Raw genomic sequence first — 15468 nt, 5'->3', positions numbered from 1 at the left:
CCCATCAATCCCAGACATCGCCAGTCATGATGCCCTCGTCTCGTTGTCATGCCGCCTCCGAGCACCAGGGCGGCGCTCCATGGGGCGGGTGTGAGCAATTGTGAGGCCAGCGCGCCCGAAAGAGAGGTTCGCGCTGGAGTCGCGCTGAAATGGCGTGATGGCGCCGAAAGAGCGTGCCGAATCGGCGTGGTGGCGCCAGAGTTCCGGGGGATGCCGCCTCCCGTATGGTTACCCCCCGGCGAATTCGATGAGTATCGGCTGGTGCGTTTGTTGGGGCAGGGCGCCATGGGGCAGGTGTGGCTCGCGCAAGACACGCTCCTGGAGCGGCAGGTGGCCATCAAGTTCCTCGGCGCGCTCGGGCCCGACGTCGCCCGCAGGGAGCGGTTTCTCATCGAAGCCCGCGCCATCGCTCGCCTGGCGCACCCCAACGTCGTAGCCGTCCATCGCATTGGCACCATCGATGGGCAGCCCTACATGGTGACGGAGCTCATCGAGGGGGGCGGCCTCGACCGGCTCGACAAGCCCATCGCGGGGGAGCGCGCGCTGGCCATCGGCATCGACCTTGCGCGTGGGCTCGCAGCCGCACACCGCGCGGGCATCCTCCACCGGGACCTCAAGCCGGCCAACGCCATGCTCGGGTCCGACGGAGCGAAGCTGCTCGACTTCGGTCTGGCGAAATTCTCCGAGGAGCCCGTCGCCACGGGGCTCCCGCTCATCCCTGGCGCCGAACGCGGGGCGCGAGGGGGCGAGTCGAGTGACGGCGCACCGCGAGCCCTCGCCGCGAATCCCGAGGACACGCTCCCGGGAATCGTCGGACCGGGGCGTGTCACGGAGCCGGTGGTCCCGAGCGTTGCGTCCGCCGCGCTCACGCAAGTGGGAGCGGCGGTGGGAACACCGCTGTACCTCCCACCGGAGTGCTGGCGTGGCGAGCCCGCGACGCGCCGAAGTGACGTCTACGCGCTGGGCGCGCTGCTCTACGAGCTGTGCGCCGGCAAGCCCCCGGTGCGGTTCCTGCCCGAGGGGCCCATCCGCGATGTCGTCGCCGAGCACGCCGCGCGACCGCTCGGGGAGGTGGCGCCGCAGGCGGATGGCCGGCTGGCGGACGTCATCGACCGATGCCTGGAGCGCGACCCGGCGCGGCGCTATGCCTCGGGCGACGCGCTCCGTGAGGCGCTGGAGCGTCTGCTCCAGGCCCACCCCGCCCGCGTGCCCGAGGGAAATCCGTACCGCGGGCTGATGCCGTTCGAGGCGGAGCACCGCGCGCTCTTCTTCGGCCGGAGCTCGGAAGTCCGAGCGGTGGTCGAGCGGCTGAAGTCGAGCGGCCTCGTCGTGGTGGCGGGGGAGTCCGGAGTGGGGAAGAGCTCGCTGTGTCGCGCCGGGGTGCTGCCCGCGGTCAGGGAGGGGGCGCTGGGCGCGGGCAGGAGCTGGCAGAGCCTCACCTGTCTCCCCGGGCGTCATCCGCTCCGCGCCCTGGTGGCGGTCTGCGCGGAGGTGCTCGGCACCCCGCCCGCGGAGCTGGACGCGCGGCTGCGGTCCGAGCCAGGCCTGCTCGCGCGCGAACTCGTGCGGGCCCTGGGGCCCAGGCGGGGCCTGGTGCTCTTCGTCGACCAGCTCGAGGAGTGGGCGTCCTTCGCGGACCGGGAGGAAGCCGGGCTCGCCGCCCGGGCGGTCTCGGAGCTGAGTGCCGGCCTGCCCTCGCTGCGCGTGCTCGCCACGGCACGCAGCGACCTGTTGCATGCGCTGACCTCGCTCCCCTCGCTGGGGTCGGAACTCTCGGGCGCGTTGTTCCTGCTCGGTCCCATTCAGCGCGAGCACCTGCGGCAGCTCATCGAGGACCCTGCTCAGGTCCACGGGGTGCGCTTCGAGTCCGAGGCGATGGTGCAGGGTCTGCTCGAGTTCGCCGCGCAGGGCGGCGCGCTGCCGCTGATTGAGTTCGCGCTGGAGCGCCTGTGGGACAGCCGCGGCGCCGCGACTGTCCTGACCGAACAGGCCCTGGCGTCCATGGGTGGCGTCTCGGGGGCGCTCGCCCAGCATGCGGATGCCCTCTTCCGCCGGCTTCCGCCGCGCGAGGCCCGGGAGGCTCGCGCGATGCTCGTGCGCCTGGTCACCGCGAACGACCAGCGCAGGCCCAGGCTCGAGGTGGAACTCCTGGGAAGCGAGGCGCCCCCCGCGCGGAGAGCCGCGCTGGCCACCCTGGCCCGGGAGCGCATCGTGATGCCTCGCGATTCCGAGGAAGGGACGGCCTGGGAGATTGCCCACGAGGTGCTCCTGCGCGAGTGGCCAGCGCTCAAGCGCTGGCTCTCGGAGGATGCGGAGGTCCGGGCCGTTCGCGAGCGCCTCCAGGCCGCGACTCACGAGTGGGAGCGGCTCGGCCGGCCAGCGGATGCGCTCTGGGGCGGACTCCAACTCGCGGACGCAGGCCGCGTCATCCTCGAGGAGACGTCACCCTCGGAGGCCGCCTTCCTCTCGGCGTCCCGGCGCCGCCAGCGGATGCGGCGTCTTCGGGGGCCGTTGAGTCTGGGCGCCTTGGTGCTGGCGGGGCTGCTCACGTACTCCGCGCAGCGCTGGTCGCACGCGCGTGGGGTGGATGCCCAGGTGGGGCAGCACCTGGCGGAGTCCGCCCGCGAAGCCGAGGCGATGCACCGGGCCCGGGTGGATTGGGAGCGGATGCGCGGCGAGGCATATGTCGCCTTCGACAAGGGAGACTGGCCCCTGGGCGAGCGGAGCTGGGACGCCGCGCTGACGAGGAAGGAGGCCTGGGTGCGTGCCGTGGGGCTCGCGAGCGCCCGGGCCGAGAATGCGTTCCTGCTCGCTCCTGAACGGGCGGAGGTGCGCCGCGCGCTGGCCCGCATCATGGCCGAGCGCGCCGAACTCGCGGAGCTGGAGGGGCGCCAGGGAGAGTACGCGGCGGAACTCGAGCGCCTCCGCCGCCTGGATGACGCGAGCGAGTGGGTGGCGGCCCTGGAGCGGCCCGCGAACGTGCGCGTCGAAATCGAGCCTCCAGAGGCCACCTGGTCGCTCACGCGCATCGAGTCCCTGAATGGACGGTGGAGTGAGCGTCCCGCGCCCATCGAAGCAGGCGGTGCGCTCTCTCCCGGTGCCTACGTGCTCAGCGCGAGCGCGCCCGGGTTCGCGCCGGTGCGCATGCCCTTCGTGGCCTCACGCGGGAAGCTCGTGCCGTTGAAGCTCGGACTGCCTCCCGCGTCACGTGTCCCCGAGGGCTTCGTGTACGTGCCCGCGGGGCCCGTGCTCTTCGGTGCCGCGGGAGACGAGAAGGTGCGTCGTGAGTTCTACGAGGCCGCGCCCCTCCACCCCGTGGCGCTGAAGGCGTTCCTCGTGGGCCGGTACGAGGTCACGTTCGCGGACTGGCTCGCGTTCCTCGAGGACCTCCCCGCCGCGGTGCGCTCGCGGCACCTGCCCAATACGCAGAGTTCCATGGGGGGCACCACGGAGACCGCGTACCAGGAGCTCGCGCGGACGGCTCGGGGTTGGCGGTTCACCTTCGCGCCCATCTCGCAGCGGTACACCGCCCTCGCGGGAGCGCCCATCCGCTACCGGGAGCGCAAGCTGCGCGCCGAGCAGGACTGGCTCCGTTTCCCTGTCTCGGCCATCACGCCCTCGGACATGGAGGCGTACCTGTCCTGGTTGGATGCCACGGGCCGGGTTCCGCACGCGCGGCTGTGTACGGAGCACGAGTGGGAGCGCGCCGCGCGCGGGGCGGACGCGCGGACCCTCCCGCATGGTGAATTGCTCGCGCCGGATGAAGCCAACATCGACGAGACGTACGGGTACCAGGATGCCGCCTACGGCCCCGACGAGGTGGGAAGCCACTCCGCGTCGAATTCTCCGCTGGGTGTCGCGGACATGCTGGGCAACGCGTGGGAAGTCGTGCGCTCGGTGAACGGCGCGAAGGAGTTCGTGGTCCGAGGTGGCTCCTGGCATGTGGGCACCATCTCCGCGCGGATTCCGAACAGCTGGGTGGTGAACCGCGACTTCCGGCAGGTGGATACGGGGTTCCGAGTCTGCGCCGACGTCCCTTGATGGACGCAGCGTGTCGGAGGGGAATCGCGGGGCGGCCGCGTTGACGGAGCAGGGATGGCCCGCGACTTGCTAAGGGTATGTTCCGCCATGAACGCAAAAGCCTGCTTGTTGAGTGCATTGATTTTGAGTGCCTGCGGACCCGTGATGGAGGTGAGAGACCCGGAGCCCTTCGTTGCTTCGTCGGCGCGAGCGCTCGGCACGCTCCAAGGCAAGACGCCCCAAGGCAAGACACCTCAAGGCAAGACACCTCAAGGCACCAAGACCCACAATCCCTGGGCTGTGGTTGTCGACTCCTTCCATGTTCGTGATTCGAACGGCGCGCTCGTGAGTGCGAAGGCGCAATTGAATGGGAGTCACCTCCTGGGCATCGCGACTTCGGGCGGTCAGGGGCTGCCGGTTCCGCCACCTTCGCCATTTCCGCGGCTGCCCAAGCAAGCCAGCTCCCGCGCCGTCGATTTTCCCGTCGGGTTCGAGGTGACGACCGTGCCCCTTGCCACGTTCAGCGTGGTGGAGATCTCAGGTCTGTTGGCGTCGCCCAGGGCGCTGGATTCGGAACCTCGCAGGGATGCCCGCATCGTAGGCTCCTTCGTCGACGCGGGCCCGTATGGTCCGACGGACGCGGCGAATCTGCTGCAACCGCAATATCGCAGAGCCACCGGTCCCAATGCGGATGTGCGCTTCTACCGGGTGCAGATCAAGGACGACGGGGGCACATGGGTGGACTTCTGCGAGAGGGGAGACGGGAGCCCTTCGAATGCGGCGATGTTCCTTTCCCGTTACCTCGACACGATGGGGCACGCGAACTCGGCGGAGGACCAGTACCTCGGCATTGCCTGCCATGACGGGACGGCGGTGAAGTGCGCACGTTGGGGCTACAAGCCCTGGACGCGTCTGATTCCGCCAAACCAACACGAGCCGGTGAGCCTCGAGCCCTTCTGGGAGGCTTGCTACAAAGCCGCCATGGCGGACTACTGTGAGAACGGTGTCTCCCACACGGAGCCCGACACCCTTATCGACATCTGGGACCGCCACCACTTCATTGCCCCGACGTCGGAGGATGACGTCTTCGATGACCCTGCTGGCGCGAATGGTCCCTCGGCCTTCACCGTGGAGTCCGCGTTCAATGCGCGAGGCACGGTGTGTCTCGAAAAGGAGCGCTTCGTGGCCCTCCCCGCCAACTGCGCCACGATGGATGTGGAGGTCGTCGTGACCGGCGGCCCGTTCTGCGTCGAGTCGAACGAGCCGACCAGCCCCTCATCGTGTAGCCCCGTGACCAGACGCGGTCCCTCGCTGATCTTCAACAAGGGGGAGTTGCAGGAATGTGTGCAGCAGGCGGAGTCGGAGCAGGATGTGCCCCTCATCTTCGTCGCGAACTGGACCAACGGTTGTCTGCACAGCCCGTATGTCGTGGGCCCGGCACTAGCCAATGACTGCAACTGGCTCACCCGGGCGGTTTGCGAGCAGCCCTTGTTCAAGGGCTGCTGTAGCGAGGCTCCAGACGGGAAGATGAGGCCGTATGACTGGTCGGCTCAGTGCGTGGCGCTGGCAGAAAGCCTGTCCCTCGAGCCCATCATCGTGCCTCCCACCGGAGGGGTGATCACGCCATGATGCGAGGCTCACTTCCCGCGCAGGCCGTATTGCTTCATCTTCGTGACGAAGGTCCTCAGGGGCATGCCAATCCGCTGTGCCGCCCGGGTCTGGTTGCCCTCGGAAGCGTGGAGCGCCTGAGTCATCCGGGTGCGCTCGAGCGTCTGGATTTCTTCCGCGAGGTTGGTCAGGGCGGGAAGCGTCGTCGGCTCCTGCGCGGGGAGTGCGGGCTCGGTGCTCGCGGAGGGTTTGACCGAGAAGCCTGCTCCGAGCCGCTCGTCGAGATGCCACGGTTCGAGCACCTCCTCCGTTACCGCCGCGGCGGCGTAGTCCATCACGTTGCGCAGCTCGCGGACGTTGCCGGGCCAGGGGTACAACGCCAGGCGTTGCATCGCGGCGTCGGAGATTTCCAGGGGCTCGCGAGCGCTCCGCTCGCAGGCTCTCAAGAGGAAGGCCCGCGCGAGGATGGGCAGCTCGCGCTTGCGCTCGCGCAGCGGGGGCAGCCAGAGAATGCTGCCGGAGAGGCGGAAGAAGAGGTCCTGGCGGAAGCGTCCCGCGCGAATCTCCGCTTCGAGGTCGCGGTTGGTGGCGGCGACGACGCGCACGTCGATGACGCGCTCCTTCACGTCCCCGAGCCGGGTGATTCGCTGGGTGTCCAGTGCGCGCAGGAGCTTCGCCTGGATGGAGAGGGACAGTTCGCCCACCTCGTCGAGGAAGAGGGTGCCACCACTCGCTGCCTCGAAGAGGCCCATCTTCGTGGCGGTGGCATGGGTGAAGGCGCCCTTCTCGTGGCCGAAGAGCTCGGACTCGAGGAGGCTTTCTTGGAGCGCGGCGCAGTTGAGCGTCACCAGTCGTTGGGCCTTGCGGTGGGACAGGAAGTGCAGCGCGGAGGCGGCGAGTTCCTTTCCCGCGCCCGTCTCTCCGTTGACGAGCACGGGGAGGTCGGACCTGGCAATCCGCTCCGCGAGGCCGTAGAGGCGCATCATCACGGGGTCCGCGATGAGCACCTCCCGGTCGCCGAGCTTCAGCGTCTGGAAGGCATCGCGCCCGGAGGCCACGTCGCCGGCGGCCGTGGTTCTCGCGGCCGCCGATGCCGAGGAGTGCAGCGTGTCCACGTCACAGCCGTCGGAAGGGCAGGCGGCGACTCCGGCGCGAGCGGCGGGCGCCAGGGGCTCGAGGGCCTCGAGGATGCGGAGTGCGTGCTCCCTCGCCCCGGGGTCATCGAGCTCTGGCAGGGCGACGGAGAAGCTGTCCGCTCCGGTCCACGAGGCGACGTCGAGCCCGCGGCAGACAGCCTGGAGCGCGAGTTCCACGCGCGGGCGGTCCGCGGTCTTCGTCCCGAGCGAGACGTGCAGGACGGAGAAGGGGCGGAAGTAGCGCAGGGCGCGTTCCAGCTCCGCCTCGACGCGCTGGCGCATTGTGGCCGGGTCGACGAAGAGCGGCCCGGTGGTGGCCCGCCGCCCGAGGTGCAGCACCAGGGTCGCCGAGGAGAGGGTCACCACGTCGCCGGACGAGAGCCGCCGTGTCCCCACCACGCGCTCCTCATTGACGTGTGTCCCGTTCTGGCTCTCCAGGTCGGCGATGCGTACCTGCCCACCGGTGACGGACACCTTCGCGTGTGCCCGGGAGACCGAGGCCTCGCAGAGCTTGAGGTCCGCGCCGTCGCCGCGGCCAATCACCACCTCCCCCTGCTCGGGGAGGGCGAACATCCGGGCGCTGTCCCCGTCGAAGACCAGCAGGTAGTGCCGCTCGGAGGACTCCGGGGGCAGAAGGGTCCCTCGGGCGGCCCGTCCATCCATGGTCGAGGCGTTGTCGCCCTCCAGGGGCTCCTGCGGCGTCTGTTCCGAGCGGTTCATTGTCAGCCATTGTTCACAACCGCTCGCTCACTGGCAATGAGGTTGCCGCCGGGGACGCGCTCCCAGCCGCTGCGCACCAGGGCCCCGACGAGCGGTACCACCCCCTTTCAATCACCGGTCTCGGCTGCGCCCAGCGCGTAGATACCGACCTGATTCCGATTCAACCCGTCCAGGGGAACACTCCCAACGCAAGAGAGGGTGTTTCCACGGTCGTGGAGTGGGCACCTCCTCCGGCCGACCCCAGACGGCTGACCGCTCGCGACAAGCCATGGGTGCGTTACGCCATGGTGAGTGTCGACGCCGTCCTGGTTGTGTGTTTTTCAGTCTTCCCTCGAGGGGAGTAGCAGGCAGTCGTTGTTTGGATGTGGGTTGTGAATCATTGAGACGTGTGTTGGCGCCAACCCTCTGGGTCGAGTCCTCTCGAACCGGCGGCCGGAGCCACGCACTCGATTGGAGAAGACAACATGTGTCGGATGATGATGGTGGTCTCTGTCGCTCTGTTCGTGGGCATGACGGCTTGTGGTGGGATGGAGCATGAGGAGTCCAGCGCGCAGGTGGCCGAGGAGCTCGGCCAGTCCGAGGCCCTGCTCTGGACGGGCTTCACCTCGGAGGAGCATCCGCCTCTCCAGTGTGACTTGGTGCAGTTGATCAACGGCTTCGAGTGCAGCGGCAGCAAATGCGACAACATCCGCGTCAATTGTACGAACGCGGGCGTCGCGCACGGCGCCTCCTATTTCACCTCTCAGTTCTCCGAGGAGGCGACCAGTTACCGCTACTGCGGAGCCAACGAGTGGGTGACGGGTGTCGCGTGCTACGGCAATTACTGCGACAATGTCGCGCTCGAGTGCACGGCGATTGCCGGCCGCTCGGTGGGTTCCTGCACCTGGTCGGCGTGGTACACGGACGGCAGTGGCGCGTGGCAGGCGCCCGCTGGCAACTACGTCCGCGGCGCCCAGTGCCGTGGCTCGAACTGCGACGACATGCGGTTCTACTACTGCAGCCTGCTCTGATGAATGCCTCCCGCCCATCACCTCACGTGGTGGGCGGGAGGTCCGCATGAAGACACAACAGCTGGCCAAAGGGGGGAATCGTGCTGAACAGCATTCAAGGAGTGGGGACTCTCCAGGTCCTGGTCGTGCTGGTCCTGGCCGTGGTGACGGGGTGTTCTGAACCGGCGTCAGGAGGCACGCGACAACCCGTGGTCGCGCGGGCGAAGGCATCCGCCGCCGAGCCGCCGTTCCTCGTGCGAGACCTCCTGGAGACGGACGCGCCCTATTACACGGGCGCCCACCACTTCACCGCGATGGGCAACCACGTCTTCTTCACCAACACCACTCCTGGAACGGGCACGGAACTGTGGAGGTCGGACGGAACGGCCAAGGGCACGGCCCTCGTGCAGGACCTGCTCCCAGGAGCTGGTTTCTCGAGCCCCTCGCTCCTGACGGAGTTGGGCGGCTGGCTGTACTTCACCTCGGGGACCTGGGACAGCCAGGGGCTCTGGAGGACCCGCGGCACGCCGGACAGCACGGAGTTCGTGCACGCGCTGCGCGACAGTCCTCGATTCATCGCTCGCATGGGAGACGCGCTCTACTTCATCGCCCGAGGCGGCTTCGAGTCGCCCCGAGTTTCTTCGCTCTGGAGGAGCGATGGGACGGCGGCGGGCACCCTCCCGCTCACGGCGGTGCGCAATCCCTCGTCCAACTCCGGGGCAAAATGGGTGCAGGTCAACGGCACCCTGTTCTTCGCCGGTGAGGACACCGTGCATGGGGAGCAGCTGTGGAAGACGGATGGGACGTTGGAGGGCACGGGGCTCGTCAAGGATGTATTCCGTGGCACCGACTTCTCCGGTCTCGCCGATTTCGTCGCGGTGAATGACCTGGCACTCTTCTGGGCCAGGGACACGTTGAATGTCCCCGACCAGTTGTGGCGCTCGGATGGCACGACGGAGGGCACCGTCCGCGTCCAATCGTATCCACGCGGTAGCTCCCGCACCACGCCCCTCACGGTGGTGGGTGAACTGGCTTACTTCCAGGCCGTGTCCACCCCGTATGGTCAGGAGTTGTGGCGGACGGATGGCACCGACAGCGGAACGTATCGGCTCAACCTGATGCCGGTCGTCGCGAATCAGCGCTCTCCCAATCTGCTGACAGCGTTTTCCGGACAGATCTTCTTCATGGCGATGAACGAGCAGGCCGAGTGGATGCTGTGGCGCAGTGACGGCACGGAGCAGGGCAGCAAGCCCGTCACTTCCGTCATCTATGACGCCCAATCCGCCACGGGCTCGTATGGCCCGATGCTGGCCACACCCGACGGGCTCTACTTCTTCGCCGGCCAGCCAGGGATGTCGCACGAGCTGTGGAAGAGTGATGGCACGGCGGCCGGGACGGTGCGGTTGACAGAAGGGCTCGGCCTCACTCGCGACCTGGACAAGCTCCACCTCTGGAAGGATGGCACCCTCTACTTCAGCACCCGGGGCGGCGAGTTGTGGACGAGTGACGGGACCTCCGAGGGGACCCGGGTGCTCCTTCGCAAGACAGGAGCCACCGCGTCCTCCAATCCGAGGGAAGCGGTGAACCTCAAGGGGAGGCTGTTCTTCGTCACGGACGGGGCGGGGTACGAGAGGGACCTGTGGATGAGTGACGGCACCCGGGAAGGGACGGAGCCACTGACGGACCTCCGCCCCGGTGCCGATGGAGGCACGCCCTTCCACCTCATGGCGGCGCGCAGCCAGCTCTACTTCATGGAGAGTTCTTCGAAGGATGACTACCGCATCTGGCGCACTGACGGTACCCGGCCCGGTACCCGCGTCGTGGGCTCACTCCCACTCTCGCGCTTCGATACCTTCGAAAAGGGCCGTATGGCTGTCATTGGCGAGGAACTCTTCTTCGTCCGCCGGTCTGGCAACGAGGACGAACTGTGGAAGACCGACGGCACCCCGGACGGGTCGGTCTTCCTGAAACGCTCCCCGGGCCTCACCTTCGGATGGAACCCTCAGCAGTTCACCCCAGCGGGGGGACGGCTGTTCTTCGTGGCGGACACCCACCTCCGCCGCGAGGCGCTCTGGGTGAGCGACGGCACGCCGGGTGGCACGCGGATGGTCGCGAAAACCAGCGCCATGGCGTTCGGCCGTGGCGATATCAATCGGGTGGTGCCAGTGGGCGATGAGGTCTTCTTTTTCGCATCCATCGCGGGCGAGGGGGCCACGCTCTGGAAGAGTGACGGCACGGAGACGGGGACGGTGCAGATCGCGGTCGGTGTCAGTCCCCCTGAGGGGAACAACACGGCCGTCGTGGACGGCACCCTCTACTTCATCAACTGGACATACAGCGTCGATACGGGCTCCAGCGCCACCGAACTCTGGAGGAGCAACGGCCTCACGGCGTTGAAGGTCAAGGACCTCTTGCCGGCCCCCCATACCAGCAGACCGGCGCCGGACTTCCTCACGGCCTTCAGGGGTGCGGTGTATTTCTGGGCCTATGACGCCGCGCACGGGTACGAGCTGTGGAAGAGCGATGGCACCGCGGCAGGCACTGGGATGCTGAAGGAGCTCAATGCCGGGCGGATGGGCGCGGTGCTCGAGCCCGGACCGCTCGTCGCGTTGGGGCCGGACGGTCCGCTGATGTTCTCCGCGTCGGACGGTGTCTCTGGAATGGAACTCTGGCAGACAGATGGAACAGCGGAGGGCACGGTGCCCGCCGCGGACCTTGTCCCCGGCCATGACTCGTCCTCGCCGAAGGGGCTGACGGTCGCGGGCCGGCACCTCTTCTTCAGCGCGTATCAGAAGGACACGGGCGTGGAGCTGTGGGCGCTGCCCCGGACGGTGGCGGACACCACGCCGCCGGAGGTGGTGTGTCCTGCCCACCCGTTCGTCGAGGCGACGAGCCCCCAGGGAGCGAGGGTGTTCTTCACGCGCGCCACCGCCACGGACGACACGGACCCTTCCCCGGGCCTCTTCTACAGCCCGGGTTGGGGTGAGGCCTTCCCGATGGGCGACTCGTCCATCACCGTCACGGCCGCGGATGAGGCGGGCAACCGCTCCTCATGCCGCTTCGACCTCACCGTACGGGACACCCAACCGCCCGCACTGGAGTGCCCCGGGCCCCAGCGCCATGAGGCCATGGGCCCCGATGGAACCCATGTCTGGTTCCCTCGGCTGGTGGCCAGCGACGTCGCCTCGGTCCCCGTGGTGCGGACCTCGCAGCCGACGGGGACCCGTTTCCCCTTGGGGACCACCGAGGTGGAGGTGACGGCAACGGATGGGGCGGGGCTTCGCACGACGTGTCATTTCCCCGTGGAGGTGGTGGACACCGTGGCGCCGCGAGTCACCTGCCCCAGTCCGATGAAGGTCGAGGCGTCCATGCCAGAGGGCGCCGTCGTCGCCTTCTTCCCGCCGATCGTCGACGAGCTGGTGTCCATTCCCACCGTCGTCTTCAGCCCGGCCTCCGGGAGCACCCTGCCCATGGGGTGGACGTCGGTGAGGGTGACGGCGACGGATGCAGCCGGCAATTCGAACGCGTGTACCTTCTCAGTCGAAGTCGTGGACACGACGCCTCCGAGACTCACCTGCCCGCCGAGGCAGCGGGTGACCCAGACCTCCGAGTCTGGCGCCATTGCGAGCTATCCGGCGGTGGATGTCGTGGACACTGTGTCCACCACCCGGGTGGAGTTCAATCCCCCGGAGGGCCGCCAACTTCCCCTGGGGACCACTGACGTCTCGGTGAGTGCCACGGACACGCGCGCCAACAGCGCGTGGTGCACCTTCCAGGTGGAGGTCGTGCGCGCCCCGTCGCAGCCAGGCAATGGCACGCCGGACGCCGGCACGCCGGACGCCGGCACGCAGCGCCCGTCACCCGGTCAGCCGACGATGCTGCCTCCGTGGGAGTCGAGTGGCTGTGGCTGCGCACAGACGAACGGTGCTCCGTGGGCCTTCCTTGCGCTGATGGCGCTGGGGGTGCTGGCTCCACGAGCACGCCGCGGGGCGCGGCGGTAGCCCTGACGGCTGGGTGAGAACGGTGGCGCCTCTCCAACATGCTCACGCCGACAGCTCCACCACGACCGGGTGGGGCTGTGGCGCCGAGGGGCAGGCCGGTGGATGCCAATGACGGAACCGGCAGGGCGGATACGCCGGGGTATCCCCGCGGTTCGGCGTGTAGAGGTCCACGCTTGGGCGCGAGCCCGCGGAGGCGGCGGGAGTGATGCAATGGCTGTTCATGGATGCCAATGGGCTGCACAACGGCATTGGCTTCGCGCGCAACCACCTGGCCTTCGAGTTGAGCACTCCCCGCATCACCCTCCGCGCCTCATCCAGGCTGCGACACACAAGTCATGCCTCCCCTGGAGCACGGCCTCCCTGGCGCGTCACCGCGAAATTCTGAGTCCCCGAGTCGTGCTGTCTTCGCGGTCCATCCTGGTGTCACCTGGAGAACAGGGAAGGCACCGCGCTTGCACTGGCGCCTCGTCGGGCCAGGCGAGGGAGGCCGACCCCGCTCTGGGCCCGGCGGTGATTCACATCGCATCACCGCGAGAGGAAGACATCATGCGCAACTCAGTTGTCACGTTCGGGGCCATCATCACGCTCATCCTCGCAGGGGCACCCGTCGCCCAGGCCGAATCCGAGGACCTGAAGCTCTCCTTCGGCCTTCGCGCCGGCTACGGGCTTCCCATCGGCATCGCGAAGGGAGGGGACAGCCACTACGACATTTACCTGGACGAAATCGTGAAGGGCATCGTCCCCGCGCAGCTCGACGTGGGGACGTTCCTGGGCTCCCACTTCTACGTGGGCGCCTCGTTCCAGTACGCGGTGGGGCTCGCCGTCAGCGAGTGCCAGGGGGACTGCGGTGCGAGCGCCATGCGAATCGGCCTCAACCTGAGCTACCACCACCCCTGGTCGGAGAAGCTCAGCCCGTGGGTGGGCCTGGGCGTTGGCTACGACGTCCTCGATGCCGACCAGGTGCCCTCCGTCATGACCGGAGAACTCGAACCGACCTCGTCGCATGGCCGCCTGGAAGGCTTCGAGGTGGGCAACCTTCAGGGGGGCATCGATTTCAACGTCGCGGGGCCCGTGTGGTTCGGCCCCTACGTGACGGGGACCCTGGCCAGGTACGACGGACAGGATGCCCGCTTCCATTCCTGGTTCATGGGCGGTCTGCGACTCCTCGTCCGCCGTTGAGCCGTCCTGAGGCGGAAGCCTCCCCGTCATTCACGCGGTGACAGGGAGAGAGGTTCGAGGCACCGGCTTAAGGAGCCTCGAACATCCCCTTCGGCGTGATGCCCTTCAGGAAGGGCTCGATGAAGGCGTGCAACAGCTCCGTTTGCGTGATGACCGCGGTGTGTGACGTCGCCGGCAGGACCGCGAGGCGCGAGGGCGACAGCGGCTTGCCCATGTCGCCCGCGCCTCCACCACCGAGGAGCCGGAACAGGGCGACCGAATGCTCCAGGGTCGAGACGTCGGCATCTCCGGTGATGATGAGCACCGGAGTCTTCAGCGCCTTCACCTGCTCCCCCCACGCCATCGGCTCCTTCTCGAGCGCAATCAGCTTCCGGACCAGCTCCGGAAATCCTTCGGGGTTGGCGGCGAGCTTCCGGTAGTCCTTCGCGAACGGCATCTCGAGGAACATCTCCACCTTCATCTGCGGGATGAACTCCTTGAACTCGGGCTGCCAGCCCTCGACATCGTAGGCGACCGAAGCGGCGGCCAGCTTGTTCACCTTCTCCGGATGGCGGATGGCGAACTGCAGCCCGGCGGCGGCTCCCATGGAGTAGCCGAACACGTCCGCCTTCTTGAGTCCCACCGCGTCCATGAACGCCGCGATGTCATCCGCCAGGTGGGGGTAGGTGATGGGCCGGTCGATGTCGGTGGTGCGGCCGTGTCCCTGAAACTCGAGCGCATAGACCCGATGGGTCTTCGCGAGCTTGGGGATGATGGCGCCCATCGTCGGGATGTTCATGTAGGCCCCGTGCAGGACAATCAGCGGGTCGCCCTTGCCGGACACCTCGTAATACATCTGCTTTTACGGTCAGTGTGTCCTTGCGCGAAGTCACGGGGAACCAACGACACCGGCGTAGCCCCCGCTCGGGTGCCGATGAACCCCTCGTCCCTGAAGTCCGACCTCTCGTCGGAACCCGCGCGCCCGGCGAGTGCCCCTGAACTAGGACCGGAAGGCACCCACGAACGGGAGTACCTCTCATGCACGCCCGCAACCTCCTCGTCGCCCTCGCGCTCACACTGGCCGCCCCTGTCCTCGCCGCGGAGCCCACGCCTCCTGTGCGGCCGAGACAGCCACCCTCCGCCGCGGAAGCAGCCGCCCGGCACCGCGAGAAGCTCTCGCCGTTCCAGGTCCTGGTGGGGAACTGGCGGGGAGACGGATGGGTCGACATGGGCCCTCATGCGGGCGGTCGCAAGACGTTCCAACTGAAGGAGACCGTGCAGCCGCACCTCGACGGAACCGTGCTCGTGGTGGAGGGACTGGGCACCAGCCGAGCGAGCCCCACGGCCCCCGAGGTCCCCACGCACCAGGCACTCGGAGTACTCTCCTGGGATGAGGCCGCTGGCCGCGTGCGCTTCAGTGCATACCGGTTCGGTGGCGGCGTCGTGGACACCGAAATGAAGCTGCTGGGCGATGGGGTGTTCCAGTGGGGCTTCGACATGCCTCAGGGCCGCGTCCGCTTCACGCTGGACGTGCGCGACGGGGTGTGGGTTGAAAAGGGAGAACTCTCGCTCGATGGGGGCAAGACATTCGGTCAGTTCCTCGAGATGACGGTGCGGCGCGCGAAATGAAACCCGGGGTGCGCTGGGCGCTGTTCGCGGGCTGCACGCTGCTGCTCGCGGCGCTCGTCACGGCGTTCGTGATACTCCCCGCGCCCACTCCGCCCGCGGAGGTCATGCGCATCTTCGCGCTCAGCGCCTTCTACGGCATCTGCATCGGCTTCCCGTCGATGAGGGTGATGCCCACGGTGGGCCGGCGCGCCATGCACGGCCCGCCCG

Annotated in this window: 9 protein-coding genes and 1 pseudogene; 8 read left to right on the top strand and 2 right to left on the bottom strand. The window is 68.1% G+C overall.

The features are described from left to right. Window positions 1-48: 48 nt before the first annotated feature. The 3 genes and pseudogenes from FJV41_RS56910 to FJV41_RS30240 form a co-directional block, all read left to right on the top strand. Window positions 49-2370 (top strand): annotated as a pseudogene (locus FJV41_RS56910) (serine/threonine-protein kinase); the annotation flags it as partial. Window positions 2371-3144: 774 nt separating this feature from the next. Further along, entirely contained in the window at window positions 3145-4041 is an 897-nt protein-coding gene (locus FJV41_RS56905; RefSeq protein ID WP_438616764.1) for a formylglycine-generating enzyme family protein, read from the top strand. Between the two features lie 54 nt (window positions 4042-4095). Next, a complete protein-coding gene (locus FJV41_RS30240; protein WP_141646052.1) occupies window positions 4096-5649 on the top strand; it encodes an ADYC domain-containing protein in 1554 nt (517 codons plus the stop codon). Window positions 5650-5657: 8 nt separating this feature from the next. Here the strand turns inward: FJV41_RS30240 and FJV41_RS30235 are convergent, their stop codons facing one another. Continuing rightward, window positions 5658-7484 carry a sigma 54-interacting transcriptional regulator gene (locus tag FJV41_RS30235; RefSeq protein WP_246137513.1) on the bottom strand — a complete coding sequence of 609 codons (1827 nt, stop codon included), beginning with the start codon at window positions 7482-7484 and terminating at the stop codon, window positions 5658-5660. 464 nt (window positions 7485-7948) lie between these two features. Between FJV41_RS30235 and FJV41_RS30230 the strand changes: the two genes are divergently transcribed. The 3 genes from FJV41_RS30230 to FJV41_RS30220 all read left to right on the top strand — a co-directional run bounded on the left by FJV41_RS30230 (window position 7949) and on the right by FJV41_RS30220 (window position 13653). Next, window positions 7949-8494: a hypothetical protein gene (locus tag FJV41_RS30230; protein ID WP_141646051.1), complete on the top strand. Its 546-nt coding sequence runs from the start codon at window positions 7949-7951 to the stop codon at window positions 8492-8494. 80 nt (window positions 8495-8574) lie between these two features. Next, complete coding sequence (locus FJV41_RS30225; protein ID WP_141646050.1) at window positions 8575-12474, top strand: HYR domain-containing protein; 3900 nt, start codon at window positions 8575-8577, stop codon at window positions 12472-12474. A gap of 546 nt (window positions 12475-13020) precedes the next feature. Beyond that, window positions 13021-13653: a porin family protein gene (locus tag FJV41_RS30220; RefSeq protein ID WP_141646049.1), complete on the top strand. Its 633-nt coding sequence runs from the start codon at window positions 13021-13023 to the stop codon at window positions 13651-13653. Window positions 13654-13720: 67 nt separating this feature from the next. Here FJV41_RS30220 and FJV41_RS30215 read toward each other — a convergent pair whose 3' ends face one another. Then, a complete protein-coding gene (locus FJV41_RS30215) occupies window positions 13721-14488 on the bottom strand; it encodes an alpha/beta fold hydrolase (RefSeq protein ID WP_141646048.1) in 768 nt (255 codons plus the stop codon). A gap of 182 nt (window positions 14489-14670) precedes the next feature. On the opposite strand from FJV41_RS30215, the gene FJV41_RS30210 reads away from it, so the two are divergent. Together FJV41_RS30210 and FJV41_RS30205 are read left to right on the top strand one after the other, a co-directional pair. Beyond that, a complete protein-coding gene (locus FJV41_RS30210; RefSeq protein WP_141646047.1) occupies window positions 14671-15261 on the top strand; it encodes a hypothetical protein in 591 nt (196 codons plus the stop codon). Then, window positions 15258-15468, top strand: a 211-nt coding sequence (locus FJV41_RS30205) for a hypothetical protein (RefSeq protein WP_141646046.1), incomplete at its 3' end; no start/stop codon positions are given. The genes FJV41_RS30210 and FJV41_RS30205, both read left to right, overlap by 4 nt.

Origin of the sequence: Myxococcus llanfairpwllgwyngyllgogerychwyrndrobwllllantysiliogogogochensis (assembly GCF_006636215.1) — a bacterium.
In the GTDB taxonomy this organism is placed as follows: Bacteria; Myxococcota; Myxococcia; order Myxococcales; family Myxococcaceae; genus Myxococcus; species Myxococcus llanfairpwllgwyngyllgogerychwyrndrobwllllantysiliogogogochensis.
Note: the sequence above shows the minus strand (reverse complement) of the source record. Positions and strands in the feature narration are given on the sequence as shown.

Bases quoted from the DNA above. Each gene is read 5' to 3' on its own strand.
- FJV41_RS56905 (WP_438616764.1), top strand. From the start codon at position 3,145: ATGCCCTTCGTGGCCTCACGCGGGAAGCTCGTGCCGTTGAAGCTCGGA.
- FJV41_RS30240 (WP_141646052.1), top strand. From the start codon at position 4,096: ATGGCCCGCGACTTGCTAAGGGTATGTTCCGCCATGAACGCAAAAGCC.
- FJV41_RS30235 (WP_246137513.1), bottom strand. From the start codon at position 7,484: ATGAACCGCTCGGAACAGACGCCGCAGGAGCCCCTGGAGGGCGACAAC.
- FJV41_RS30230 (WP_141646051.1), top strand. From the start codon at position 7,949: ATGTGTCGGATGATGATGGTGGTCTCTGTCGCTCTGTTCGTGGGCATG.
- FJV41_RS30220 (WP_141646049.1), top strand. From the start codon at position 13,021: ATGCGCAACTCAGTTGTCACGTTCGGGGCCATCATCACGCTCATCCTC.
- FJV41_RS30215 (WP_141646048.1), bottom strand. From the start codon at position 14,488: ATGTATTACGAGGTGTCCGGCAAGGGCGACCCGCTGATTGTCCTGCAC.
- FJV41_RS30210 (WP_141646047.1), top strand. From the start codon at position 14,671: ATGCACGCCCGCAACCTCCTCGTCGCCCTCGCGCTCACACTGGCCGCC.